The organism is Sphaerochaeta halotolerans (assembly GCF_003429665.1).
In the GTDB taxonomy this organism is placed as follows: Bacteria; Spirochaetota; Spirochaetia; order Sphaerochaetales; family Sphaerochaetaceae; genus Sphaerochaeta; species Sphaerochaeta halotolerans.
On record NZ_QUWK01000004.1, the window covers coordinates 70,427 to 97,378 of the forward strand.

General features: G+C 47.4%; 26 protein-coding genes. 14 read left to right on the top strand and 12 right to left on the bottom strand.

Going from position 1 to position 26,952, the window contains the following annotated elements; translation table 11 throughout:
• Positions 1–100: 100 nt before the first annotated feature.
• From DYP60_RS04690 to DYP60_RS04715, 6 genes are all read right to left on the bottom strand, one after another.
• On the bottom strand, positions 101–1,462 hold the full coding sequence (locus tag DYP60_RS04690) for an MATE family efflux transporter (protein WP_240622822.1): 1,362 nt from the start codon (positions 1,460–1,462) through the stop codon (positions 101–103).
• 52 nt (positions 1,463–1,514) lie between these two features.
• Complete coding sequence (locus DYP60_RS04695) at positions 1,515–2,303, bottom strand: ABC transporter ATP-binding protein (RefSeq protein ID WP_117329731.1); 789 nt, start codon at positions 2,301–2,303, stop codon at positions 1,515–1,517.
• Positions 2,296–3,249 carry an ABC transporter permease gene (locus DYP60_RS04700; protein WP_117329732.1) on the bottom strand — a complete coding sequence of 318 codons (954 nt, stop codon included), beginning with the start codon at positions 3,247–3,249 and terminating at the stop codon, positions 2,296–2,298. Before DYP60_RS04700 ends, DYP60_RS04695 begins: the two co-directional genes overlap by 8 nt.
• A 68-nt stretch (positions 3,250–3,317) precedes the next feature.
• Positions 3,318–4,319 carry an ABC transporter substrate-binding protein gene (locus tag DYP60_RS04705; RefSeq protein WP_117329733.1) on the bottom strand — a complete coding sequence of 334 codons (1,002 nt, stop codon included), beginning with the start codon at positions 4,317–4,319 and terminating at the stop codon, positions 3,318–3,320.
• A gap of 183 nt (positions 4,320–4,502) precedes the next feature.
• Entirely contained in the window at positions 4,503–5,519 is a 1,017-nt protein-coding gene (locus DYP60_RS04710; protein ID WP_117329734.1) for an ABC transporter substrate-binding protein, read from the bottom strand.
• A 148-nt stretch (positions 5,520–5,667) separates the two neighbouring features.
• Positions 5,668–5,955 (bottom strand): hypothetical protein, encoded by a 288-nt coding sequence (locus DYP60_RS04715; RefSeq protein ID WP_117329735.1) that lies wholly within the window; start codon positions 5,953–5,955, stop codon positions 5,668–5,670.
• 127 nt (positions 5,956–6,082) lie between these two features.
• Between DYP60_RS04715 and DYP60_RS04720 the strand changes: the two genes are divergently transcribed.
• The 8 genes from DYP60_RS04720 (at position 6,083) to DYP60_RS04755 (ending at position 13,209) form a co-directional block, all read left to right on the top strand.
• Positions 6,083–7,114: a 4-hydroxythreonine-4-phosphate dehydrogenase PdxA gene (locus DYP60_RS04720; RefSeq protein WP_117329736.1), complete on the top strand. Its 1,032-nt coding sequence runs from the start codon at positions 6,083–6,085 to the stop codon at positions 7,112–7,114.
• Complete coding sequence (locus DYP60_RS04725; protein ID WP_117329737.1) at positions 7,111–8,259, top strand: hypothetical protein; 1,149 nt, start codon at positions 7,111–7,113, stop codon at positions 8,257–8,259. Before DYP60_RS04720 ends, DYP60_RS04725 begins: the two co-directional genes overlap by 4 nt.
• Before the next feature lie 3 nt (positions 8,260–8,262).
• Complete coding sequence (locus tag DYP60_RS04730; protein WP_117329738.1) at positions 8,263–8,808, top strand: cob(I)yrinic acid a,c-diamide adenosyltransferase; 546 nt, start codon at positions 8,263–8,265, stop codon at positions 8,806–8,808.
• 92 nt (positions 8,809–8,900) lie between these two features.
• A complete protein-coding gene (locus DYP60_RS04735; protein WP_117329739.1) occupies positions 8,901–9,533 on the top strand; it encodes a CpsB/CapC family capsule biosynthesis tyrosine phosphatase in 633 nt (210 codons plus the stop codon).
• A 29-nt stretch (positions 9,534–9,562) separates the two neighbouring features.
• Positions 9,563–10,810 (top strand): AAA family ATPase, encoded by a 1,248-nt coding sequence (locus tag DYP60_RS04740; protein ID WP_117329740.1) that lies wholly within the window; start codon positions 9,563–9,565, stop codon positions 10,808–10,810.
• Between the two features lie 2 nt (positions 10,811–10,812).
• A complete protein-coding gene (locus tag DYP60_RS04745) occupies positions 10,813–11,460 on the top strand; it encodes an RloB domain-containing protein (RefSeq protein ID WP_117329741.1) in 648 nt (215 codons plus the stop codon).
• A 4-nt stretch (positions 11,461–11,464) separates the two neighbouring features.
• Complete coding sequence (locus tag DYP60_RS04750; RefSeq protein WP_117329742.1) at positions 11,465–12,358, top strand: helix-turn-helix transcriptional regulator; 894 nt, start codon at positions 11,465–11,467, stop codon at positions 12,356–12,358.
• An 8-nt stretch (positions 12,359–12,366) separates the two neighbouring features.
• On the top strand, positions 12,367–13,209 hold the full coding sequence (locus DYP60_RS04755; protein ID WP_117329743.1) for an alpha/beta hydrolase: 843 nt from the start codon (positions 12,367–12,369) through the stop codon (positions 13,207–13,209).
• Here the strand turns inward: DYP60_RS04755 and DYP60_RS04760 are convergent.
• Positions 13,206–13,952, bottom strand: coding sequence for an HD domain-containing protein (locus DYP60_RS04760; RefSeq protein ID WP_202384361.1), 747 nt, complete (start codon positions 13,950–13,952; stop codon positions 13,206–13,208). The two genes, DYP60_RS04755 and DYP60_RS04760, sit on opposite strands and share 4 nt — an antisense overlap.
• A 91-nt stretch (positions 13,953–14,043) precedes the next feature.
• On the opposite strand from DYP60_RS04760, the gene gltX reads away from it, so the two are divergent.
• From gltX to DYP60_RS04790, 6 genes are read left to right on the top strand one after another with little or no spacing between them, the layout of a single operon-like run.
• Positions 14,044–15,525: a glutamate--tRNA ligase gene (gene gltX / locus DYP60_RS04765; protein ID WP_117329744.1), complete on the top strand. Its 1,482-nt coding sequence runs from the start codon at positions 14,044–14,046 to the stop codon at positions 15,523–15,525.
• A gap of 4 nt (positions 15,526–15,529) precedes the next feature.
• The gene (locus DYP60_RS04770; RefSeq protein ID WP_117329745.1) at positions 15,530–16,858 is read left to right on the top strand and encodes a glycine--tRNA ligase; all 1,329 of its coding nucleotides are present in this window, start codon (positions 15,530–15,532) and stop codon (positions 16,856–16,858) included.
• A 4-nt stretch (positions 16,859–16,862) separates the two neighbouring features.
• Entirely contained in the window at positions 16,863–18,119 is a 1,257-nt protein-coding gene (gene tyrS, locus DYP60_RS04775) for a tyrosine--tRNA ligase (protein WP_117329746.1), read from the top strand.
• 45 nt (positions 18,120–18,164) lie between these two features.
• The gene (locus tag DYP60_RS04780; RefSeq protein ID WP_117329747.1) at positions 18,165–19,139 is read left to right on the top strand and encodes an ABC transporter substrate-binding protein; all 975 of its coding nucleotides are present in this window, start codon (positions 18,165–18,167) and stop codon (positions 19,137–19,139) included.
• A 10-nt stretch (positions 19,140–19,149) separates the two neighbouring features.
• Positions 19,150–19,932 (top strand): ABC transporter permease, encoded by a 783-nt coding sequence (locus DYP60_RS04785; protein ID WP_117329748.1) that lies wholly within the window; start codon positions 19,150–19,152, stop codon positions 19,930–19,932.
• Positions 19,920–20,633 (top strand): ABC transporter ATP-binding protein, encoded by a 714-nt coding sequence (locus DYP60_RS04790; protein WP_117329749.1) that lies wholly within the window; start codon positions 19,920–19,922, stop codon positions 20,631–20,633. The genes DYP60_RS04785 and DYP60_RS04790 overlap by 13 nt, the downstream gene beginning before the upstream one ends.
• Here the strand turns inward: DYP60_RS04790 and DYP60_RS04795 are convergent.
• From DYP60_RS04795 to DYP60_RS04815, 5 genes are all read right to left on the bottom strand, one after another.
• Positions 20,630–21,010 carry a desulfoferrodoxin family protein gene (locus DYP60_RS04795; protein ID WP_117329750.1) on the bottom strand — a complete coding sequence of 127 codons (381 nt, stop codon included), beginning with the start codon at positions 21,008–21,010 and terminating at the stop codon, positions 20,630–20,632. The genes DYP60_RS04790 and DYP60_RS04795 overlap by 4 nt on opposite strands.
• A 129-nt stretch (positions 21,011–21,139) precedes the next feature.
• Positions 21,140–22,501: an NADP-specific glutamate dehydrogenase gene (gdhA, locus tag DYP60_RS04800; protein ID WP_117329751.1), complete on the bottom strand. Its 1,362-nt coding sequence runs from the start codon at positions 22,499–22,501 to the stop codon at positions 21,140–21,142.
• Positions 22,502–22,765: 264 nt separating this feature from the next.
• Entirely contained in the window at positions 22,766–23,803 is a 1,038-nt protein-coding gene (gene mtnA, locus DYP60_RS04805) for an S-methyl-5-thioribose-1-phosphate isomerase (protein ID WP_117329752.1), read from the bottom strand.
• 13 nt (positions 23,804–23,816) lie between these two features.
• Entirely contained in the window at positions 23,817–25,106 is a 1,290-nt protein-coding gene (locus DYP60_RS04810) for an amidohydrolase (protein WP_117329753.1), read from the bottom strand.
• A gap of 23 nt (positions 25,107–25,129) precedes the next feature.
• On the bottom strand, positions 25,130–26,839 hold the full coding sequence (locus DYP60_RS04815) for an AMP-binding protein (RefSeq protein ID WP_117329754.1): 1,710 nt from the start codon (positions 26,837–26,839) through the stop codon (positions 25,130–25,132).
• Positions 26,840–26,952 lie beyond the last annotated feature (113 nt).

The window sequence follows — 26,952 nt, forward strand, 5'->3', positions numbered from 1 at the left end:
GCCCGGGCACGTTCATGTATCATGATAGTACCATTTGGGTATTTGTAAAGAGAAAAATACGGTATGTACAAAGATTTTTACAACATCTGAAACTGTTTTATCAAATTACCCGCTTGGTTTTCCACTTCCCACGAGCAAACCTGGTAATGAAAAAGGTGCTTCTGAAAATCCAGTCAATATACATGCCGAACCAAACACCATAGATGCCCCATCCAAAGACTATTGCAAGGAGGTAGCTCATGCCTACTCTACTTGCCCACATGCTCACCATTGATACAACCATGGTGAACTTTACATCTCCAGCTGCCCTCAGAAAATTGGGCAGTGAAAATGCAGCTGGCCAGAGCAGGGAGCTGAAAATCATGGCAGAACGGATGACATTGGATGCAAGTTCAGTTGCCTCAGCGGAGAGGTTGAAGACCATCACTATCTTTGGTGCGAAGATGAAGACCGGGATTGCCACGATTGTCATGGCAAGATAGGCAGCCAAAAGAAGCCTCTTTCCATAGAAGACAGCCTGATCGGGTCTCTTAGCACCGATTGCTTGACCAATGACAGTGATTGAAGCCAAGCCGATAGCTCCCCCTGGAATATTTACAAAAGAAGCAACTGAATTGGCAATTGCATTTGCGGCGATGGATGCAGTACCGAAAGCAGCAATAAATCCTTGAACAAGTAATTTTCCGATTTGGAAGACGCTGCCCTCAATCCCATTGGGGATACCGATATGCATGATCCGCTTGATCATCTCCCAGCGAAGGGACCAGTCACGATAGTTGCGCACTACTATCTGGTTGGAGGGATTTGTCAACAACACGAGGATGATTGTACTTCCGATAATACGACTGAGCAGCGTTCCCAGCCCTGCTCCGATTACCCCCAAATGTAGGGCAAAGATAAAGTAGGCATTTCCTGCGATATTGACCAGATTCATAACAACACTTACCCACAATGAGACCTTGCTGTTTCCCATGGAGCGGAACAGGGCTGCCGATGCGTTATAGGTGGCAAGAAAAGGGAGTGAGAGAAGTATATATATGAAGTAGGTTGCTCCACCTTCAAGGACCGATGTCTCAATGGATCCAAAGATAAAGCTGATAATCTGGCTCCTAAACGGCATGCAGAGAAGCATAAAAGCAACCGAGACGATTAGCGAGAGCAAAATCAGTTGCTTGGCTGCCTCATTTGCAGAGGCATTGTCCTTTCTTCCCAGGTACTGGCTTGCGACAACTGCCCCACCGGTGGCGAACGCAGCAAAAAGCTGGACAATCAAAATGGTGATCGAGTCTACCAAACTGATGGCGCTGACAGCACTTTCCCCAGCGGAAGCAATCATGACCGTGTCAGCCATTCCTATGGAGACCATAAGCACTTGTTCGATGATGAGGGGAACAATGAGGCTATACAGAAAACGGCGGGAGAACATGTTCTCCATCGCCGTATCCTGGAGGGTGGATTTCACAATACTACCTCATATGCCCATAACAAATTGTGAGGGCAATGCTGACAACCTGTTAATCGGTAAGCAGGCCTTCGTCATCGTCAAAGTTTTTCTTGCGCAGGTCTTTGAATCTGCGTACCAGTTCATCCACAGTCAGGTTTGCCTTTTGTTCACCAGAAACATCGAGGATGATAGATCCTTCATCCATCATGATCAGACGGTTGCCGAAGTCAATAGCAAACTGCATATTATGGGTAACCGTCAGTGCAGTGAGCTCATACTCCTTGATGTACCGTTCGGTCAAATCCATGACAATCTGTGCATTTCTCGGATCAAGGGCGGCAGTATGCTCATCAAGCAAGATCATCTTCGGCTTGCTCATAACCGTCATCAACAAGGTGAGCGCTTGTCTCTGCCCTCCACTAAGCAGTCCAACGTTGTCTTTGAGCCTGTTCTCCAAACCGATGGGTTTGAGCAGTTCACTGAACATTTTCCGCTTCTCATTGTTCAAGCTTATGCGCAGCCCCTTCATCCCTTTTGTCATTGCTGTAATCATGTTGTCCTCAATGGACATGTTTGCAGCTGTTCCCTTGGTGGGGTCCTGGAATATGCGGCCTACGGTCATAGCCCTGCGATACTCTGGACTGCTGGTGATGTCCACTTCATCAAAGATGATCTTTCCATTAGTGACTGGGTAGGTACCGCTGATTATATTGAAAAGCGTGGATTTGCCACTGCCATTCGAGCCGATGATACAGATGACGTCCCCTCTATTAACATGGAGATTGATGTTTTCCAATGCAATCTTTTCATTAACGGTTCCAGGATTGAATACTTTTGTAATATTACTCAAATCAAGCATTGGTTGCATCCTCCTTATTGCTCATGGTTTTAGCCTGGGAGCGTGCAATGGCTTTCTTTTTCGCCCCGGCAGTACTGGCAGCGCTGCGGGTCTGGGCAACGAACAAGCTGACGATTACCAAAATACCCGTGAGGAGTTTGAAGTCGTTCGGCGTGATGTTGACCAAATAGCCGTACTTTCTGCCAAAGAACATCAACGCTTTATAGATAATGGCTCCGAAGATGGCACGAAGGGTCAACAAAGATATCCTGTTTGTGGAGAAGAGGAACTCCCCGAGCATGATTGCCGCCAGTCCTTGGACGACCATGCCGATGCCCAGGTTTGCATCTGCAAAGCCCTGGTACTGGGCGAGGAGCCCACCAGAGAGAGCAATCAAACCATTGGAGAGCCCGAGACCGATCAGCTTCAGTACCTCCGGGTTTATCCCTTGGCTGATGACCATCTGTTCGTTGCCCCCCATTGCTCCAAGTGAGACGCCTAGGTCGGTACGGAAAAAGATATCAATAAGGACCTTCACGAAGAGTACTACCAAAAGGGTACCCACAAGGCTTGCCCATTCAGGGGGTAGGAACTGGAATGCGTCGGGGAGCTTGGAGTACAAGGTCTCCACACGAAGCAAGGGAACGTTTGCCTTGTTGCCCAGAATCCTCAGGTTGATTGAGTACAGCATAGTCATGGTAAGGATACCTGCAAGCAAACCAGGAATTTTCAATTTATTATGGATAGCGGCAGTTATCATACCAGCAACCACTCCTGCTAAGAATGAAAGCAGCAATGCAACAAAGATGGGAAGGCCGGCTACAATGGCCATGGTTGCGACTGCTGCCCCGGTGGCGACTGATCCATCGCAGGTCAGGTCAGCTATATCGAGGATTCGATATGAGATTAAGATTCCAATGACCATCAGGGAAAAGATCAGGCCATCAACAAAAATTCCTTCAAGCATGTAATACCCCTTACACAGAAAAAAACCGCCGGCTCAATACAAGTCCGGCGGGATTGCAATCGGCCCAGTTACTGGGTGATTTTCACACCATCCTTGATGAGTACTGCAGCTGCATCCTGCAACGACTGCGGAATAGTATACCCAAGCTTCTCGGCTACATCAAGATTGAACCACAACTGGAATTTTGTAGGATCGGTGATGTAGACCGTTCCGATGTCTCCGGCTTTAGCGCCTTTGAGGACCTGTTCTACAACCTTGCCGGTTTCAACACCAATGTTGTAGTAATCGAAGCCGAGGCTGATCATAATATTCAAACCCTCAATACCGCTTGCATCAGAACTGAACAGCGGCTTGCCTGCCTTCTTGGCAACATCATCAACAGAGGCTATTGCACTGATGACCGTGTTGTCTGTTGCGATGTAGAGCGCATCAACACGATCGATGATGGACTGTGTAGCCATCTTGACCTCACTGGAGTTGGAGATGGCAGCAGATACAAATTCCACTCCATACTTCTCACAGGCAGCCTTTGCCATCTCCATGAGTAGCACCCCATTGGCTTCACCGGAAGCGTAGATATTGCCGATGGTTTTTGCACCGGTGATATCAATCAACAGCTTGATCTGTTCATCGACCGGGTTCTTGTCAGATACTCCGGCAATGTTAGCAGCTACAAGGCCAGCTTCGGTTGAGTCGGTAACGGCACTGAATACGACAGGGGTACCAGAATTCTCATTAAACACTTGGGCAAGAGCCTGGGCGGCAGGGGTGGCGATACCGACTGCCACATCAACCTTGTCACTCTTGAACTTCTGGGCAATGGAGGAAGCGGTCGAAATATCTCCATTTGCATTCTGATGGTCATAGGTCACCAGAAGGTCGGTGGTTGCCAGGTAATCCATCATTCCCTGCTCAGCTGCATCAAGGGCAGCGTGGGTGACCAGTTTGGAAATTCCAATCTTGTATGGTTGTGGGCCGGTTTGTTCTGCCTGCCCGGCGCTGAAGAGCGGGAGGGCAACACAGAGCAAAAGAGAGAGAGCGAAGAGCATCGGATGCTGTAGTTTTTTCATAATCATTCCTCCAAGCGGATAATCCTTTTCGTTTGCAAAACTATAGCTGGAATTTCAAGAATTGTAAATCCGAATATACAAAATAATGAATAATAATTCATATAATATACAAGTATTAGCGAGATTTAGCATAAAGGGACCTGCTCCCGAAGAAGCAGGTCTGCAGAACAAGGAGAATCAATGTCATGGTTGTACTTGTTTTTGCCCGTCCTTGATGATCACTTTTGCGTTGGCGAGCAATGATTCATCAATCGTGATACCGAGTTTCTTAGCGGTATCAAGATTGAACCAGAGTTCAAATTGTGCAGGGTCATCAAAGAAGATGGCTCCAATATCCTTTGGATTTTCTCCCTTGATGATTCTTTCCACTACTTTCCCCGTCTCTGTACCGACGGTATAGTAGTTGAACCCCCAGCTCATCAGGAAGTCGATGTTTTCACTACTGGTGGTATCCGTATTGAAGAGTGGTATCCCAGCCTTCATGCAGACTTCACTCACACTGGGGATGGCGCTGACAACTGTGTTGTCGATCGCCACATACATGGCATCTATGCGGTCGATGATGGACTGGGCAGCCATCTTTACCTCGCTTGAATTGCTGATGGCCGCTGCCACGAACTTGATTCCATTCGCTTCACAGATTTCTCTTGCCATCTCCATCTGCACAACACCATTGGCTTCACTACTGGTATAAATCATCCCAAGGGTCTTTGGCTTGACGATGGAGAAGTACGTCTCGAGTTGTAGCTCAATCGGGTTCAGGTCTGAGACTCCGGCGATATTGGTCTCTTCTTTCCTGGTATAGTCGGCAACCAATCCTGCAGCAAGCGGGTCAGTGATAGCACCGAATACTACAGGTTTCTCCTTGATGATCTGAGCAAGGGCTTGGGCGGCAGGAGTAGCAATGCCTACTACGATATCCTTGTCATCACTCTTGAATTTCTGTGCAATGGCAATTGCTGTTGCTATTTCTCCGTTGCAGTTCTGGTTGTCAAAGGAAACAGTGAATTCTCTTGACTCGAGATAGTCCATGACTCCCTGTTCAATTGCATCGAGAGCTGGATGGCTGACCAGCTTTGAAATGCCGATGGTATAGATCTTTTCCGTACCCTCGCTTGGTAGTGTTTCGCTGGTAGGTTGCGCAACCAAGTAGGATCCGACAAGCAAGAACGTTGCTAGCAGTGCAATGGTTCGTTTCATGGGTATTCTCCTTCGTGATGGTGTTACTATACATAGAAACCAAAAGGAGTGCAAGTATCTATTTGTAGAAACATGAATTTTTTTATGGAACCTGCATAAGAAACTCCCCGGGGTAATCGGGGAGTGTGTGTTTCATAGTTGCGCTGGATCAGGTAAAGTCTTCTTCTTCAAATGCGTCGGTATCACCGAAATCGTCTCTCTCGTCGTAAAACTCATCCTCGTAGGATTCATCTCCATCGACCATGAAGCCATCATCAAGCAAATCATCGTCTTCTTCATCCTCATCGAGCATTTCGTCATCATCATCACCGAAATCAATTACCTCAGGAGCATCGAATAGATCGGCAAGATATGCATCTTCCTCATCCTCAAGTCTGCTGAAATAACGATCTTCCTCATCATCGAGCTCATCTTCTTCGTCACGGTATTTAGCCATGTCGTTACTCCTTGAAATCAGAATCAAATCCCACATCTCCAACATAAGTGAAGGTAATCAGGTTGTCAATTGGTTGCATCGGTTTGTCTATCTGGACAGGTGAGAATCACACTGATATGATGCGAATATGGAAACAAAACGTAGGTATCTGGCAGTCCCTTTTGGAGATCCAGCAGGGATTGGTCCTGAGATTGTGTTGAAGGCAATGCAACGAGCTTCACTCCCACCTTCCCTAGGTATTGTGGTAATTGGTGATGTGCCTCTCTTTAATAAGGTTTCTGCTGATTTGGGTATTCCTTCAGATTTTGATGCAGTGGTAGTGGATGACTTCTCCTTGGCCCGTGCAATTGAAGGTGGAAGCTGCTCAATTCTCTATGCTCAGAATGTCTTGGATATGCATCGATTCAACTATGGTGAAATTCAGGCAATGTGTGGCCGATCTGCCTATCTTGCAGTCAAACAGGCAGTACGTCTGATTCAATGTGGGTATGCTGATGCTCTGGTCACACCACCTCTTCATAAGGAAGCTCTGAAAGCCTCAGGAGTAGAGCATATCGGGTACACCGAAATACTCAGTGCACTGAGCGGAACCCAGCGGGCAATAACGATGTTTGACACGCTTGGGTTGAAGATATTCTTTCATACCAGGCATCTCTCCTTGCGTCAGGCCTGCGATGCAGTAACAAAGGAGTCCTTACTTGCAACCATCCTTGAATGTGACGCTATTACGCAGAACCATGGTGGGGTATTCAAGAATGAGCTCAGCCTGGCAGTAGCGGGGTTGAACCCTCACTGCGGAGAGCATGGTCTCTTCGGGGATGAGGAAGAACGCGCCATAGAGCCTGCCATCAATGAGGCTCGAAGGCGTGGGGTGAATGTTGTAGGTCCAATTGGAGCCGATTCGGTCTTCTATCAAGCGAGAATAGGGAAATATCGGGCAGTAATCTCCCTTTACCATGATCAGGGGCACATTGCTGCAAAGACCTATGATTTCAACCAGACAATTTCAATCACATGGAATCTTCCGTTCCTAAGAACCAGTGTTGACCATGGGACTGCTTTTGACATTGCAGGAAAGAATCTGGCAGATGCAACAGGCATGGTACGTGCATTGGAGGCAGCAGCTGGCTACCTCCTGGCGGAAGGAGAGAACCAATGAAGCGTTTTGTAAAGGTGGTTCTGGTTTTTGCCCTGATGGTTTTCCTAAGCGGCTGTGCAACCACGGTGAAGGTGCGCCATCTGGTTCCAGGGGAAGTAGATCTCGGGGGAGAAAGGAGTCTTGCCATCGCTTCAACGTCCAGCTATAGGTTTCCCTATGGCAGGCCGCTGAGTCCATGGGTCAGTGGTCTGCAGGGAACTGACTTTACGCTCTCCACTGGCTTCGAGACAAACCTGTCAGAGCGTGTTGCTTCCCTTGCAACCCGGAAGATTGTGCAGGCCGTGAGTGACACCCGATATTTCTCAATTCTTGTCCCTGAGGCTACCGATGCCTACCTCAGCCTCTCCAGGACAGGAAAAGACGGTGTGCGTTTGATGCGTGAGAAGGGATTTGACCTACTTATGAGTAGTGAAATCTCCTATATGGACGTGGAGGAACGTGTAGAGGGAACAGATCTTAGGGAGTTTGTTACCAACAGTAGCGGTATTAGCAGCGAACAAGTCACCAAACGGGAGTATTACCTCATACAGGAAGCCACCCTTGGCATATCGTATACCATCACCAGGTTACATGATGGCGGAATTTTGGTACGTGAAACCGTTACTGACAAGGAAGAGAAGCGAACCAAAATAGGAACACGCTACTATGCTGAAGATGGCTCTTATCGTGATGAGCGAAACTACAGCAGTGGATTGGCACCCTCTTTTGGCACCCTCTTTTCCCAGATTATTGAACGCATTACAGACAAGATGGTGCTCAATCTAGCACCTTCTTGGGAGACGGAGCATTTCCCCCTGATGAAAAACAAGGAGAAGCTTGCTTCTGCAGAAATAGCACATGAGTTTGCAAAGAATGGCGAGTATAGGAGAGCGTATCAGCAGTTCCTGTCAATCTGGCAACAATCACGACAATTGAGCAGTGGATACAACGCATCCTTGATGCTTGCAACTTTGGGAGAACTCCATGCCTCTGTTGATCTTATGAATGAAGTCTACAATTCCACGGGTGACGAACGTGTCTATGATACCCTTTTGATTCTGCAACAAGCCTTGAGCCAAGACCAGCTCGCCCAAAGGCAGATCAGTGGTGATTCTGTGGATGACGGGCAGGGAGTCACGATGACCCAGTACATGGTGATGGAGTAGTACATGAAAGCAACACAATCCTCTTTGATCTTGATTTATACGGGTGACGGAAAAGGAAAGACCTCCGCTGCGGTAGGCCAGTTGATTCGTGCCTTAGGGCACGATGCACGTTGTGCGGTTGCCCAGTTTATCAAGAAAGACCCTGCGCTTCTGGACAGTGGTGAGTACCGTCTCCTCAAGCAACTTGGAGTGCCTTGGAAACAGTTTGGTTCCGGATTCTCCTGGGAAGGAGACAATGATGCCAAGAATGCAGAATTGGCAAAGAAAGGTTGGCAGCAGGTGAAGCGTTGGATTTCTTCTGCTTCCTATGACCTTATTGTCCTTGATGAATTCACCTATACACTCTCCCTAGGATATCTTGACGGTGAGGAAGTCTGCTCCTGGCTAGCAGACCATAAGGGCAAGGAAGGCTTTCCCCATATTGTCATCACAGGGAGAAATGCTTCTAGCCAACTACTTGGGGTTGCAGATATGGTGAGCGAATTGAAAGAAGTGAAGCATCATCTTTCTAATGCGAACTGTGCAGCACAACCTATGATTGAATTTTAGGCACTATTTGATAGCCTATTTCCTTGCACTGCTCCTTTTCTTCTTTCACATTTTCAAGTTTCCGGATATAATCACGTCAAGGAGTTTTGTCTATGGGTATCTGTGACATGCACAGTCATCTTCTCCCTGAGATTGATGATGGCTATCTCTCACGGGAACAATTCATCCGTATGCTCAATCTTTATCAGCTCTCTGGTGTCACGGCAATTGCATTCACACCCCATATTTTCAATCCTTATGTGACTACTAATATTTCCGAACTGAGAGAGACCTACCAGTGGGCGAGAGGGGAGGCAGAATCCTTGGGGTTGCAGACCTATTTGGGGAGTGAGTTATTTGTTGGGGACCAAGAAACCTTGAAAACTATTCCCATCAATGGGAGGTTTGCCTTGGTGGAGTTCGGGCTCTCCTTGCCCCCCCCCAAGGTTTTGGAACGGTTGCAACAATTGGTCCAGATGCACTATCGCCCGCTCATAGCCCATGTGGAACGGTATCTTTGGCTGAGCCCAAAGAGCACAATGTTGCAACGTTTACGCTCTCTCGGTTGTTTACTACAGACGAACGTTGAAGCTGTGGAGAACAACCTTTCGCTTCCCTATCTGGAACTTGGCTTGATTGATGTGATCGCCACAGACAATCATGGCGATGAAACGCTTCCGGCCCGTTTGATGGATGCACTCGAAAAATGGCCATCGGTGGGGCGAAGTATGCAAAATCTTTGGTGAATTCACCTATGGGTATGAGGAGGTAGCGTATGCTGCTGGATATGACTATTGCGAACTTCAGGTCCGTAAAGTCTGCGCAAACCATTTCGTTTGAAGCTGTCAGGGACAACCGGTTCCCTGAGTCGAAAGTTGTTGAGGTCACTGAGAAATTGAAGCTGATCAAGACAGCAGCCATTATCGGTCCCAATGGAGCTGGGAAGAGCACATTCGTACGAGCACTTGAGGCACTGAAAGGCATTGTGTGTGCTACGGAGGAGACGGAGAATCCCCTACAGATTCTCAGTGGTACTTCCTTCGCCTATTCCGAGGAAAAGGGACAGCCTGCGACCATCATCATCAGAGTACTGGTTGATCGTGATGAAGAGAGTGGCGAACCAACCATTGCCCAATACACCTTGGTCAGCGACCGGGAAAAGATTTTCGAGGAAACTCTGTACCATCTCCAAGGTCGTTCAAAGCGAATGATGTTTGAACGGAAGGTGGACGAGAACAGCCTTCTGCTCGATCAACAGGCGCTGACCTATACGTATCGATGGGGCAAGATGTATCGTGGGGATAAGAAGCGCCTGGTGGGGAAAGTAGATGAAAAGCATTCCTTCCTGGCAGCCTCTGCCCAAAAAGGCAGTGAAACCACAGGTTTGCTGTATTCATGGTTGAGTGACAGCCTACATCTGCTCCCGATGGGGGTTTCAAACATCAGTGAGAAATATCTTATCAATCGCCTGAGTGAACATCCTGAGTGGGTCCAGCAATTGATTAATTTCCTATGGAGTGTCGATATCACCGATATTCGTGACATCAGGGTCAAGGATGAGCGAATAATCTTCGTCCACACCAACGTAACCCAGCACTATGCTTCCTATTTCTCTTTGGAGAGTTTGAGCCTCAGGCGACTATGCTTGATGGGAGTTGCCTTCTTCGATGCATTCATACGGAATCAGACGCTGGTGATCGATGATTTTGGCATGCTATTGCATCCCAATGTTCTCTGTCATATTGTGGAAATTTTCGAGGCAAGTAATATAGGATATGGTTCGCAAATGCTTTTGGTCGATTGCAACCCATCCCTACTCAAACCGGGATTGCTTAGGCGTGATGGCGTTTACTTTGCCGAGAAGAACAGTGAGAGTGCCACTGTGTACTTCAGTCTGGCCAACTTCAAGTATTCAAGAAGCAAAGACAAAACGCAAAGTCAGTACATGAATGGAGCATTCGGAGCTCTTCCGATTCTCTCGGAGTTCTGTTTTGTGGACACAAGTAAGGATAAGGAGGAGTAATAATGGCACGCAAACGTATTTCCCAAAAACCACGCAGAACCATACTGGTGGTGACGGCAACCGAGGCGGAAGCCCTCTACTTTTCCCAAATGCGAAAGGACTGCCGCTATGCAAATATGACGGTGGTATGGGAACCAGATTACAAGGACCTTGCAAATTTGATTACATTAGCTGGTAGAATGCGGACCAAGGAACAGTACAGCAGTGTCTGGCTGGTCTTCGGGTTTGCTGACCTGGATGTTTCTGTACAGGAAGTGAAGGAGTTGATGCCGCATGCAGAAAAGAAGAAGGTGAATTTGGCATGGAACAATCCATCCTTACCTCTTTGGTATCTTCTTCATCTCCAGGCTCCAAAAGGTTTTGTCAAAGATCCAGCTATGATTGAAAGCGCTCTTGCTGGTCAATTCCCCGGCTTCAGTAGTGATGCTGCATATCTCTTGGATGAAGGCCTCGACCTACATCTCAAGCTCTATTCAGCGAAATCGAAAGCTGCAGTGAATGCCTCCTCCTACAACGCATTGACAGCGTCGCAGGTAGGGCTAGCTCCGACAAATATGGTGGCTTTGTTGAATGATATCACTGACATCTGTGGATTGGCAGACCTGACACACAATCAGAAGCGGCTGGGCCTGAACAAGAACAAAGGATAGAAAGGTGAGCGGAATCCTGCTGCTGGTTTACATGCTTGCGTTCGGATTGGGGTGCATGACATTGGCTTTGGCCATCGTGTACCGCTTATCGAACGCAAAACGTTGGGCTACATATTTCATTGTCTGTCATGCATCCCTTCTGGGATGTATGATGTTGTTGGCACTGCAGGTACTCAGCCAAATGTTCCTCAGTGGGCTTGCTTACACGATTGTCTCGATTATCATCACTTCAGTATTCCTGGCTGATCTTGCATTTCTCATTGTCTTTATCCCGTATTTTACTACTTGGGTAATCGCCCATCCGTGGAGACAACCGTACAAAGGATTGTTTTTTTTCCTATCTGCCCTCTATCTTGGATTGGGAATTGCACGGGAAATAACGGGAAAGGTGATATTGGACCAGGTAATGCTCTTTTTGTTTGTCTTCGTCGTGGGCTTTAGCTTGATTGTCATGTTGAAGAACATCAAGACCATTGAGAACAAAACAGCCAGGGCTTCAGCACTAGCTATTATCATTGTCAGTGCATCAATGGTGCCGGTAATTTTGCTGGCTCTCTTCTTTCCCGCCCTCAAGCCATTCCTGTTTGGAGTCTATTTTATTGCCCTTTCAATTACAATCATGACGTTCCTGTTCATTACGTTCGTGCGTATCGGACGGGATGATGGGTCACAGAAACCCAAGGCTGAGTTGTGTCTGGAAGATCTTGGGGAGTATCATATTACTGAGCGGGAGTTTTCGGTCATTCAGTTGATCAGCAAAGGTCTGACCAACAAGGAAATTGCCAGTGAACTGGGAATCAGTGCAAATACAGTGAACAACCACGTGGCTAATATCTATGGAAAAACCCAGGTAAGGAGCCGTATTGACTTGTTGAATCTGTTGAAACAGAGTTGGTAGGAGGAACGATGCATATAGCCTATGAAGTACCTGATTTTTCGGCCAAGCACTATCAGGACCAGGCACCTGTGAGAAAAAGTGCCAGGGCTTGGGCGATGGTTCATGAAGAGCCAGCCAAAGAGGCTGTTCTCCTCTGCCATGGCTACAAAGGATATCCTGGGGAGTTGATCCGACCAGGGGTTGATCTCTTTGATAAGGGCTATGATGTTTATTGTCCCCGCTATCCCGGGCACGGAACCAGCAATACAGATTTTCTTGCTTCCAAGGCAGAGGATTGGATTGGTACTGCCTATGATGCATATGCTCATCTTTCTCGTGAGTATGATACTGTCTCCGTGGTTGGTCATTCCATGGGTGGAGCAGTTGCCACAATCATCGCTGATGCATTCTCTGTTGACACCCTGGTTTTGCTTGCTCCAGCACTGGTGATTCCTGCAATTCCAAGGAAGACCATTTGGGTTTTAAAGCATTTCATCAAGAAGCGGAAGATTTCCTGGCAGAGCGACAGCGAGTACCATTTCTACTATGAGGGTGATCCAGATGATGATGCATATCTTGGATCTCAGTATTGGTCTTATCAGTTCCCCTCAGGGATTTGGGAATTGGAACGGGTACGCAAGCAAGCAGTAGCTTGCATTGATCACCTTGCCTCAGATACTTTGGCCATCAGTGGGGGGATGGACTCGGCCATACCACCGGAAGCCTGTACCCTGGTGACCAGCAAGAGCAAGGGCGTCAACAAGCATCTGCATATTGAGGATATTGGACATCTCATGCCCTATGACAAGAACCAGAAGGCCCAGGACAGGGCAATGGCTGAAGTAGTGTCTTGGATTGAAGGGAATCGTTAGGAGCGTCTGAGGTGCAGGGAATATTCATAGAATGCAGCAATTTTATCGCTGAGATTTACGATGAAGCTCTCTCGATATCTTGGAAGCGAGCATGTCTTGGGGAACATATGTTTGACGATGATGTCAGCTTCCTTTGCATTTACCGAGAAGTATTTCTGCGCATTCTCCAAGGCAATGAAAGGGTGTTCCTTCCCGTGAGATGATCGCTTCTCATCCACTCTTTTTCGTTCCCGCCAGTCATAGAGGAAGAAGTCATGGAGCAAACCTCCACGAGCTGCTGCGCGGTAGTCCAATCCTAAAGCTTTGCTGATACGGTACGAGATATAACTTACTCTGGTGGCGTGGTCATAGATATGGCCTGCATGATGATGGTATTCTTTCAGTTTAAGAAATTCCTCATGAGCAAGAATATCACTAATCAACAGCTCATGTTCGCGTATATACCGCGGTCTGTACGTTCGTTGGATGTTGTAGGCGAGCAGAAAGCTGATAAGCGAAAAGAGAAGAAACAACAGTTCAGTTGGAAAGCTGGAAAACTGTTGGAATGGGGCGAAAGATTTGGATGTATACAGCGTAGTAAATAGCGCAACAGGAAACCTAAATAAGGTAGTCAGGGAGGTATTTCCCCCTGCAAAAAAGACCGGAATCGTTGGGTTGATCAGTAGTGTGTTCCTCCGTTCAATTGAGTGTACCGTATCGAAATACACAACGAAGGTCAACAGGGAGACCTGCGATTTATACACGTGTGTAAAACCTGTTCCCCTGTTCTGTCATCTGTGTTGCTATAATCTTTGATTTACGGTACAACAGTAGCATTGAGAGGAGTGTATCCTAATGGAAGTACGAGTACGGTATGCACCTTCTCCAACCGGTTTGCAACATATCGGTGGAGTAAGGACTGCATTATTCAACTATTTCTTTGCCCGCGCAAACGGGGGTAAATTCATTTTGCGAGTGGAAGACACCGATCGTGAGCGATACAGCGATGAATCTTTGCAGGACTTGTATGACACGCTCGAGTGGTTGGGAATCAAATGGGATGAAGGTCCTATTGTGGGGGGTGATAGAGGCCCCTATATCCAAAGCGAACGATTCGACCTGTACAAACAGTATGCCGAGCAGCTGGTATCTGAAGGCAAGGCGTATTACTGCTACTGTACTCCCCAAAGGTTGGAAGCCCTACGGGAACAACAACAGAAAGAGAAGAGTAAACAACAAGGGTACGATCGGCACTGCCAACATCTCACTGAAGAGCAGCGTAAAGCCTATGAGAAAGAAGGCATCAAACCTGTCATTCGTCTCAAGGTGCCAACCGAAGGAAAGACGACTTTTCATGATGTGCTCATGGGTGATATTTCCAGAAAGAACAAGGATGTAAGTCCCGATCCTGTGTTGCTCAAAAGTGATGGGTTTCCCACCTATCATCTTGCAAACGTCATTGATGACCATATGATGGGTATTACCCACATCATGAGAGCTCAAGAGTGGATACCCTCCGGCCCTCTGCACATTATTCTCTATGAAGCATTCGGTTGGGAACCTCCCTTGTATTGCCATCTACCAATGGTAATGGGTAAGGATGGACAGAAGCTCAGCAAGCGCCATGGCTCCACTGCAGTGAGGGAATTTCGTGAGAAGGGCTATCTTCCCGAAGCCTTGACGAACTATATCAGTCTGGTAGGTTGGTCCTACGATGGACAGAGGGAGTTTTTCAGCAAGGAAGAGCTTGAACAGCTCTTCACCTTGGAAAAGATCAACAAGGCTCCCGGGATATTCGACTACAAGAAGCTTGACTGGTTCAACGGACAATACATCCGTCAGAAAGGGGATGAGGAACTCATGGAACTGCTACTTCCCTATTTGGAGAGAGCAGGGTTTGTCACCCTCCCCCTGCAGGAACAAGAAAAGCGTGATATGCTTACACTTACCGCAGTGAGCAAGGAACGGTTGAAGGTACTGAGTGACATCGTTGACCTGAGCAGGTTTCTCTTTGAAACACCAACCTATGAGGATGTACATGTATTTGCTGCCAAGAAGGTTGATCTGGCCACTGCAACCTTGGCCTTGGAGCGTGCATATGACAAGCTTAAGGAAGGGTTTGCTGCAGGCAAAGAACAAGAGGAGATTGAAGGAGAGCTTGCTTCCTTGGCCGAAGCGATGGAAATAAAGGTGAATGGGGTGTTCATGCCCCTCAGGGTGGCCATCACCGGCAGTACGGTGAGCCTTCCCTTGTTTGACTCAATCAAGCTGTTGGGCCAAGAAGAAACCTATAAAAGAATTGAAACAGCGTTGGATGTGCTGAAGAGAGAGGTATAAGTAAATGGCAGAAGTAACGATGGATAAGATTGTCTCCTTGTGTAAGCGGCGTGGGTTCATTTTCCAGTCGAGTGAAATCTATGGTGGCTTGAACGGTGCCTATGACTACGGTCCACTGGGAGTGCAGCTGAAAAACAACATCCGCGATTTCTGGTGGAAAGAGATGACCCAAATTCATGATAACATCGTTGGATTGGATGCCTCTATCCTCATGCACCCTCGGGTCTGGGAAGCAAGCGGGCATGTATCCAACTTCAGTGATCCCATGGTTGACTGCAAACAGTGTAAATCCCGATTCCGTGCAGACCAGATAGATCTCGGTGGAGCTTGTCCTACCTGTGGCACCCGCGATAGTTTTACCGAACCAAGAAATTTCAATCTGATGTTTGCCACTCATATCGGAGCAAATCAGGACGCAGGTTCCACGATTTACCTGCGACCTGAGACTGCCCAAGGTATCTATGCGGATTTCAAGAATGTGGTCTCCTCAAGCCGTGTAAAGGTTCCCTTTGGAATTGCCCAGGTTGGTAAGTCCTTCAGAAATGAAATTACCACGAAGAACTTCATCTTCCGTTCGTGTGAATTCGAGCAGATGGAGATGCAATGGTTCTGTAAGCCTGGAACAGATGAGTCATGGTTCGGGTATTGGCGCGAGCAGAGGATGGCTTTCTATCATAAGATGGGAATCAAGCCGAGCAGCCTCAGGTGGCATCAGCATGGTCCGGACGAATTGGCATTCTACGCAAAGGACGCCTATGACATCCAGTTTCTCTTTCCCATGGGCTGGCAGGAGCTTGAGGGGGTCCATAACCGAACCGATTACGACCTTGGGCAGCATCAGAAGTTCAGTGGGAAAGATTTGACCTATCTTGATCCAGAGGATAACCAGCGTTACCTCCCCTATGTTGTGGAGACCTCAGCTGGGTTGACCCGTAATGTATTGATGGCTCTGAGTGATGCATATGAGGAAGAGACTTTGGATGGCGGCGATGTGAGGACAGTCCTGCATTTCCATCCAAACATTGCACCAATCACTGTTGCAGTCCTTCCGTTGGTTAAGAAGGATGGAATTGCAGAATTTACTTCCAAGCTTGAGAAGGAATTGCGAGAGGACTTCTCAACCTTCTTTGATGTCAGTGGTGCCATTGGGCGCAGATATCGCAGAATGGACGAAATTGGTACTCCTTACTGTGTTACCGTTGACTACCAGACACTGGAGGATAATACGGTTACCCTGCGATATAGGGATAGTATGGAGCAGAGCCGGGTGAGCATTGCAACATTGGTTGCAACAATCAAGGAAGCAAACAAAGCATACAAACGAGTGGAGTAGCACAATGAATAAAGCCCTACAAACCCTGGTTGATAGAGGATTCGTCAAAGCCTGTACTGATTATGATGCACTTAGTGACCTGATGAATGCTGGTCCTGTTACATTCTATGTGGGTGCAGACCCAACCGGGAAGAGCCTTCACATCGGTCATATGGTTCCATTTTTTGCCATGCACCATCTACAGAACGCAGGCCATAATCCTATTGCGCTTGTAGGAGGGGGAACCGCGATGATCGGAGATCCTTCTGGAAAGACAGAGATGCGAAGGATGCTTACTGTTGAACAAATTAAGAAAAATTGTGCTTCCATCAAGGAACAGCTGGGAACTGTTGTAGACTTTAGTGAACATCCAGAAGGTGGAAAAGGAAAGGCAGTTGCATTGAATAATGCAGACTGGCTCAATGGATTGAACTATATTACCTTCCTCAGGGAGATTGGAAAGCATTTCTCGGTGAACAGGATGCTTACCTTTGAATCATACAAGCAGCGCCTTGAGCGTGGGCTTTCTTTCATTGAGTTCAACTACCAACTTCTACAGTCCTACGATTTCTATATTCTCAACCGTGATCATGGTTGCCGTCTGCAGATTGGTGGAGATGATCAGTGGGGAAATATTGTCAGTGGTATTGAATTGATCAGAAAACTTGGTGGACCGGAATGCTATGGCCTGACGTTCAACCTGATCACCCGCTCTGATGGACATAAAATGGGTAAGAGTGAGAAGGGAGCGGTTTTCCTTGATCCCGAACTTTTCAGTCCGTACGATTTCTACCAGTACTGGCGTAATGTCAACGACGCAGATGTTGTAAGGTTTCTCAAGCTTTTTACCTTCCTTCCACTTGAAGAAATTGCTCAGTATGAGCGAGAAGATGTCAATATCAATGAGGCCAAGGATCGTCTTGCCTATGAACAGACAAAGATCATCCATGGGGAAGAAGAAGCCGAGAAAGCCAGGACTGCAGCAAAAGCCATGTTCAATGGTGCAAACCTGGGGCTTGTTGGTCGTGAAGGCATGCCGTCTCTAGTTATCGGAAAACAAGAGTTGGAGACGGGTATCGGTGTGTTGGATTTGTTCAGCCGGACTGACCTGGCAGCAACAAACAGTGATGCTCGACGCTTGGTAGCAGGTGGTGGTGCCTGGATTGGGGATCGTCGTGTTGATAATCCCAAGACACTCATTGATTCCTCCTATCTGGATGAGTATGGGGAATTGATCCTTCGTGCTGGAAAGAAGCGGTATTTCCGCATCATTGTAGAATAAACGAAGAGGGGGGGATTTCCCCCTCTCTTCATAGGGAGATATGTGATGAAGCATAAAATCAGTCTTGTTTTCGTAGCCTTGCTCGCCATGGTGGCGATTGGGGCACAGCCGGTTGCTGAAAAATCGGTTGATTCGCCATTGGAAGTCCATTTCGCTGTTATGGCCGGACCTACCGGATTTTCATCTGTTGCACTGAATAAAAATGAAGGGAGAATTGCAGATGACATTCAGATTGCGATGCAGGTGTTCCCTTCACCCAATGAAGTGGTAGCCCGCTTGGCCAATGGGGAGCTCGATTTTGCCTGTCTTCCTTCCAACCTTGCTGCAAATATCTACAATAAGGGAGTAAAGATCAAACTGGCAGCAGTCATCGGGAATGGGATGCTCAGCGTAGTGTCCAGTGATGGCTCTGTACAAGGTGTGGGTGACCTCCTTGGGAAAACGATACATGTACCGGGAGCTGGTTCCACCCCTGACCAAATGGCTCAGCTGTTGCTCAAGGAAGCAGGGCTTGCAGCAGGGAAGGATGTAATCCTTGACTATTCAGTCGCCAGCCCTGCGCAGCTTGCACAACTGACCATAGCAGGGAAGGTTTCCTTGGCCATGTTGCCACAGCCGTTTGTTTCCATGATTTTGAATGGGAGCAAGAACGCCACAGAAGTTGTCGATATACAGGTTCTGTATGAAGATCTTTCCGGTGTTGCAAACTATCCAATGAGTGTTATGGTGGTACGAGAGCAGTTTGCAAAGAACCACCCCCGTGCACTTGCGCAAATACTCAAGGCCTATGAGGACTCTGTTGCTTGGGTCAACGCAGAACCTCAAGCAGCGGGAGAGGCAATTGAGGAAGCTGGAATCATGAAGGCTGCCTTGGCAACTCCTTCCATCCCTTTCTGTAACTTGGTGTTTGTACCCAGCCAGGAAGCCAAGGAGGAAGTACAGGCCTACTACAGGTTTCTTCATTCCTTCAGCCCAGCATCGATCGGAGGTGCGGTTCCTGCAGACAATTTCTATCTGTAAGGGGTAGTACATGCGGTCAGTGAAGCGGAATCTGGTACTTCTTCTCGCTTCGGCTATCCTGCTCATTATCTGGCAGGTTGCCTCTATCTGGCTTGATAGTCAGATTTTGCTTCCTAGTCTTGGACCGGTTTTCACTACCTTGCTTGGCTTGGCCCGTGAGCCGGTCTTTACTTCCAATGTTCTGTTTACTGTCCTCAGGGCATTGGAAAGTTTCTTGATCATTCTTGTAAGTGCTTCGATCCTTGGGGTACTTGCTGGTAGGTATTCCTTGCTTTCCACCTTTTTACGTCCCTTTGTCACCACGTTGAAGGCTGTGCCAGTGATGAGTATCATCCTGCTTGCTTTCATCTGGTTCTCCAGTGGCACAGTGCCGCTTTTCTCAGCGTTTCTTATGGGATTCCCTGTCATGTTTGTGCAGATGGAGATGGGAGTTAAACAGCTCGATTCCAATTTGGATGAAATGTGTGACCTTTATGGATTCTCAAAAAAGACAAAGCTTGTACATTTCATTGTACCTTCCCTGGTTCCTTATTTTGTCACTGGTGCCAAGACAGCGCTCTCCATGGTCTGGAAAGTGGTCATTGCTGCTGAGGTGTTGACGGTGCCACAGTACGGGGTGGGGTCGAGGATGCAGCTAGCCCAAATGCAACTGGAGACTGACAAGGTGCTCTCTTGGACTTTGATTGCTATTTTCCTTACCGCCTTTGGGGACTTGGTGTTTGCTTTGATAGTGGAGGGCGTAGGTGCTCTGAAGCATCGACTTGACGCAAGGAGGGTCCCATGCGTTTCCTGAATATCACCAAGCGATACGGAGACAACCAGGTGTTCGATCACTTCAACCTAGAAGTGCCTCCTTCCACTATACTCTCGGTAGTTGGCCCTTCAGGGGAAGGAAAGACCACCTTGTTGCAGATGGCCGCCGGCCTCTTGTCACCTGATGAAGGTTTTATCGAGAAGGAAGAAGGGGAGCAGGGAGGTATCAGTTATCTTTTCCAAGAGCCACGACTTCTACCCGCCAGTACAGTATATGAAAACGTTGAGCTTGCTCTTCGTTCCTCCTACAAGGAGAGAAATGAACGAGAGGAACGTACTTTGCACTATCTTGACCTTGTTGGTCTGCAAGAAAGCCTTCCTCTCTATCCCCATCAGCTTTCGGGGGGAATGAGGCAGCGTGTTGCAATTGCAAGGGCGTTTGCCCATCAGTGCAATCTCATGTTGCTCGATGAGCCATTCCAGAGCTTGGATATTAAACTGAAGTATGCGTTGGTACATGCTTTCATTAGGCTGTGGGAAGAGAACCCAAAGACCACCCTGTTTGTTACACACGACCCGAAGGAAGCTATCCTGCTTGGAGATGCTGTGTGCTGTCTTGGTGATCCAAAACAACCATTGTTGTACCAAAAAATACATATTCCCCGCAAAGCGAGGAATATCGGTGATGCATCACTATTGGCTTTGGAAGCCGATCTGGTAGAAACGTTGGTACGATCCTAGAGGTCAACCTTCCAGAGACCGTGCAGATTGCAGTACTCATAGACAGCTACAGCCTTGTCATCATCAAGTGCAAAAGTGGCGTGCGGTTTGCCGTCAATAGGAAGAGCCTTTCTCATACCACCCTTTTCAGTCTGGACATAGATGAATTCGATGTGGTGTTCCTGGGTCATGGGATGATCCACGGAACCTACATTCACACTCAGCTTGTTCCCTTCAACACTTACCACAGGAACATGCTTCTCCTTTGCTGCATCAACAGTGTTTGCCTTCAGGGGAGCCATCTCCTCACCACAGCAAGAAAGCTTTGGCCCTCTGTCGACAACCTTGGCTGCAATGTTGCCACAGTGCTTACAAATGTAGAAAATCTGATCTTTCATAGCTATTCTCCTTAGCTCTCATTATACCCTAGATTTTGCCAGTAGTACAGTGGGTATTATTCCTAATAGGGTGGAGTTAAAATTAAGGCAGGCTTTTCAGCCTGCCTCAGCATTGAATTACAGGGTGTATCAAACATACCCTTGAGCAATCATAGCATCACTTACTTTCAGGAATCCTGCGATGTTCGCACCATCGACAAAGTTGTCCTTGGTGCTGTACTTCTCAGCCGCTTGGCTGATGGATGTGTAGATGTTCCTCATGATTTGTTGCAACTGCGTATCGACTTGTTCAGCGGTCCACTGGAGCTTCTGACTGTTCTGTGCCATTTCCAACCCAGATACAGCAACACCTCCTGCATTGGCCGCTTTTCCAGGAGCATGCAACACGCCTGCCTCCTTGAAAATAGCATCGGCTTCCAAGGTGGTAGGCATGTTTGCCCCTTCTCCTACCAGAGAAATTCCATTGGCTACCAAGTTCTTGGCATCATTTGCGTTGATTTCATTCTGGGTTGCACAAGGGAAAGCATAATCAGCTTTCACATCCCACAGTGGATTGGCATCCTCCGAGTCATTGTGAGGAATGTAGGTAGCTTCCTTGAACTGCTGGGCATATTCGCTTATTCTTCCTCTTCTTACATTCTTCAGTGTCTTTACAAAGGCAAGCTTCTTCTCATCAATTCCGGATGGGTCAATGAGTATGCCGGAGGAATCGCTGAAACTGATGGGTGTTGCCCCCATGTGCAACAGCTTCTCAGCGGTGTACTGCGCGACATTTCCGCTACCACTGACAAGACAGGTCTTTCCTTGAAGGCTTTTTCCCTTTGCTTCCAGAATGGCTGCTGAGAGGTATACCAAACCGTAACCAGTTGCCTCTGGGCGGATAAAGGAACCACCGTAGGAGGGGCCTTTACCGGTCAATATTCCGACTGAACGGTTTTTCATTCTTCTGTATTGGCCATACAAGTATCCAATCTCCCTGGACCCGACGCCGATATCACCAGCTGGAATGTCGGTATCCTCACCAATATGGCGTGAAAGTTCTGTCATCATGCTCTGGCAGAAGCGCATTACCTCATTATCGCTCTTCCCTTTGGGGTTGAAGTCGCTTCCACCTTTACCACCACCCATTGCAAGACCGGTAAGACTGTTTTTGAAGGTCTGTTCGAATGCAAGGAATTTCAAGATTGAAAGGTTAACCGATGGATGGAATCTCAAACCACCTTTATACGGACCGATTGCACTATTCATCTGGACACGAAATGCGCGGTTGATCTGCAGCTGTCCATCGTCATCAATCCATGGAACGCGGAACATGATGACACGTTCAGGTTCTACCATTCTATCAAGGACCTTATGATATACAATCTGAGGGAGATCATCCACCAAATGGTCAATTGATGCCATGAATGAGGTTACAGCCTGGATGAATTCCGGTTGATTCGGATCGACTTGTACTACGTGATCAAGAATTTGTTGTGTTGCTTCGTGCATTTGGATACTACTCCTCTGTTTGTATAAATATACATAATCTGTATATGATGGTATAGAAAATGGAGAAAAGGGTAAAGCCTTTCGTAAAACCGAAAAAAGGGGTAGGGGATTTTGAGGTATGCGTAAAAGACATATCACAGACAAGAATGACTGAGGAGGACCGCAATGGATAGCCACGCAATTTGCCATATCCACAATATCCTTCTTGCAAGAAAAAATCCAAAAAAAATGGCAGTGAAAGTTGCTTCCACTGCCAAAGTTTGCCTAGAGCGTTTCACCCCGCTCGAGCCGTTCAATGTTTTCCTTGAATGGAGGGTAGATGATACCCTTTTCTGTAATGATCCCCGTAAGGTTCTGGTGTGGGGTAACGTCAAAAGCAGGATTGTACACATCCATACCTTTTGGTGCTACCTGAACTCCCTGCACATGGGTAACTTCCTCTGCATCCCTCTCTTCGATGGGAATGGCAGAGCCATCTGGAATGGAAAAATCTATTGTTGAAACGGGAACAACACTGTAGAAGGGTATCCCATAGGCTTTGCATATGACCGAAAGTGCAAAGGTCCCCAGTTTGTTTGCAACATCACCGTTAGCAGCGACCCGATCCCCTCCAAGGAGAACCAGGTCTATCTTTCCATCTCTGATAAGCGTCGCTGCTGCACTATCTGGGATGAGCTTCGAGGGAATCTTAGCTTCCATCAATTCCCAAGCAGTAAGGCGAGCTCCCTGGAACCTTGGTCGAGTTTCATCAGCATAGACAAAGATGTCTTTCTTGTCATAGAACGCTGTCTTGATGACACCAAGCGCTGTTCCCCAACCTGCTGTTGCCAGTGCACCAGTATTGCAGTGGGTAAGAATTGTTGCCTTCTGAGGAACCACTGCAGCACCGATACGGGACATCAGCTTGTTGGTTTTGATATCCTCTTCCCTGATGGAATCAGCCTCAGCGAGCAATAAATTGAGGAGCTCTGCTCTTGGCTGTTTTATATTGTGCTCATACGTTGCCAGCATTCGGTTGATAGCCCAACCAAGGTTGACCGCAGTAGGCCTTGCCAGACTAAGAAACTTACAAGCTTTCTTGAAGTCTGCATCATCAGGGCACTGGAGTGCAGCAAGATATACTCCGTACGCTGCAGCAGAGCCGATGGCTGGAGCGCCTCGAACAATCATGTCCCGGATGGCAAACTCGACATCCTCAAAGGTTTTACAAGTTACATAGGAAACCTCAGCCGGCAAGATACGTTGATCGATCAACGTAAGCGTATCATCCTTGAATATAAGTGTTGCAAATGATTCATCCATGCTTATCTCCTCGTTAGCGCTTGAGTATATTTGCCCAGCTTTTCTGTACATCATCCATTACTTTGTTTTCATCCAATGTACGTACCTTGCGTTGTTCCATTAGAATCTTTCCCTGACAGAAAACGGTGTCGATATCAGAGCTCTGGGCTGCATACACCAATGCACTGAATGGGTCATTGAGTGGGGTGAGGTGGCTTTTCTTCAGATCAATCAAAAGAAGATCTGCTTCCTTACCTGCTTCCAATGTTCCCACCTTGTCACCAACTCCCATGGCTTCTGCTCCTCGTTTGGTGGCCATTTCCAACACCTGGTAAGGTGTTAGTTTCTCAGCGTCGGTTTCCACGACTCTTCCCAGAAGGCTGGCGATGTGCATCTCTTCGAACATGTTCAGATTGTTGTTGCTGCTTGCCCCATCGGTGCCCAACGCTACAGGAATTCCTGCTTTCAGGTAGGATGCGATAGGAGCAATGCCACTGGAAAGTTTGAGATTGCTGCTGGGGTTGTGTACGATGGTGGTGTCAAAGGTTTCCAGAAGCTTGATATCCTCTTCACTCAAGTGAACACAATGGGCAAGCATGCTCTTAACGTCCTGTAGTACACCTGTCTTTGCCAAGTAGGAAGGGGGAGTCATTCCTGTTTCTTTGATGCAATCATCCACTTCTTTCTTGGTCTCACTAAGATGCGTGTGCAGTACTCTGCCATGCTCACGTGCCCAAGAGGCTGCATACTGGTAGGTTTCCTGCGTACAGGTATAGATTGCGTGAGGGGCAACATTCAACGTAAGACGCCCTTCAGCTTCTGCAAGATAGGGAGCAAGAAGGGTCTCCCTCTCTTCGACCCGTGCTTTGTTCTCTTCAAGTGCGCCGAACAATGTCACTCCTATATTTCCCCTGATCCCTCCCTCGATGACAGCCTGGGCCGTTGCCTGGGGTTCGAAGTACATGTCAGTGAACAGGGTGCAGCCGCCCTGGATCAGTTCAATGATACCAAGACGGCTGGCAAGCAGTACATCCTCTGCGGTGAGTTTGTCTTCGATCGGGAAAATCTCAGCTAGCCATGCCTGTAGGGTAGGAAGTGAGTCCTTGTAGTTGCGCATAAGGCCCATGCTCAAATGGGTATGGGCATTCACCAAGGAAGGCATTACAAGGAATGAAGATCCATCAATGATACGGTCCGCCCTGAATGAAGGGTCTCCCGTTCCGACAAATACAATATGTTTCCCATCGATACCAATATCACCACGGAGGTAGAGACCCTCTTTGGTCATTGGTATGATGAGTGCGTTTGCTATGAGTAGTTTCATGAAGCTATAGTACCATGAAGTCGTTAGGCAGTCACCTTGTTACGCTTAATCTTTTTGGTGCTTGTCATATCCATCGGTTCGTCAAGTATGGTAAGACGTGTGATTTTCTTGTAGCCGGATACCCGTTGGTTGACTTCCTTGATCACCCGTTCCATGTCTTCCTGCAAGGGAACCCTATGTTCCGTGTAGTAATCTGGATTGGGGTATATGACAGCTTCTATAAGCTCGCTGGGGATATCTTTCTTCTCTTGATATCCTCGAATAAGTATCTGTTCAACCTGATCGTAGAGCTGGAAGAGATCTTCAATCTCCTCAGGGTACACATTCTTGCCACCTTCAGTAACGATGATGTTCTTTGCCCGTCCCTTGAGATAGAGGTAGTTTTCCTTGTCCAGATATCCAAGGTCTCCTGTTTTTAGGTACCCTTCTTCATCAAACAGTTCAGCGGTGTGGATTGGATCGTTGTAGTAGCCTTGGGTGATGTTTGGGCCCTTCACCCGGATTTCACCTACTCCATTTTCGTCAGGATCGGCTATCTTCATCTCAACCAAGGGGAATACCATGCCCACCGAGTCCACTTTGAAGTGACTGATCGGATTGAGTGTCAAGATTGGACTTGTCTCGGTGAGACCATAGCCTTGAATGAAATCAAGGCCAAGTTGCTGATATTGTTTGAAAACCTTTGGAGCTAGAGGGCCGGCCCCACAGATCAAAAAATTGTTTCTGTCCAGACCTATCTTGCTGAGCAGCAATGTATTGAAGGTCTTTCTGAAAGGATTCCAATGTAAGTGTTGTTTGGCGAATCCGTTGATCACCATCATGGTATGCACCAATGAGTTGACCAGAAACCCTTTTTTCTTTACCTCCTTCATCATTCCTGCAAGCAGCTTGTTATACAGCAGGGGTATCCCCATAAAAATAGTGACCTTTCCTTCTCTCATGTCCGTAATCATCCTGCTCACCACGATATCTTGTCCGAAGACACATTCCGCCCCATGCTTGATGGATTCAAGCAATACAGCCGTACAGCAATAGCTGTGGTGGAGAGGGAGTAGGGCATAGAGCACATCAGTCTCATCAAGGCTGAGGAACGTGCCATCACATGCCTGGTAGAGGTCGCTCACGATGTTTGCATGAGTAAGTATGGCTCCTTTTTCGTTGCCTGTGGTTCCACTGGTAAAGAGAATGGATGCAATGTCATGTTCAGAGCTCTGTACACGTTCATATTCCTTTTCAGCGTGCACAGTGGTGATACTTGGGTAGAGCTCACTTGATCCGAGGAGAGTAGCATGACCCTTGAGTTCTTTGAACCAATCTTTTTCAGTATCCAGTGCTTCGAGAACGTTCTTGTCGGCGAAGATAAAGGATGCTTCCACAAAACTGCTGAGTGTTTCAACACGTTCAGTATTCATCTGGTTGTCCAAGGGAACAACAATTGCGCCGGTATACAAGGTTGCCAAATAAGCAATAGCCCATGCAGGACTGTTTTTCCCGTTGACAATGATTCGATCTTCCTTTTCTATGCCACACTGCTGAAGATAAGAACTGACTCGCCTAACTTCTTGGAGGATTTCGGAGAAGGTCAGCGTTTTCCGCTCGGGCTTGAATACAGTGAACCCGTTTCTCTTCCCAAATTTTTGCTCTGTAATGCATAAGAGATCTATAATGGTAGGCCACTGGCCTTCAAACTGTATGCCACGATATTGGTCCAGTTCATCCCAAGAATGTTTCATGATAGGGAAATCTCCAAAAAAAATACGAATGATAGAAATCTACTAGATACCGATTTGAATACCTAACAGCTATTCTCACAGAAAGGTACTCATTTGTCAAGAAAAAGCATAAA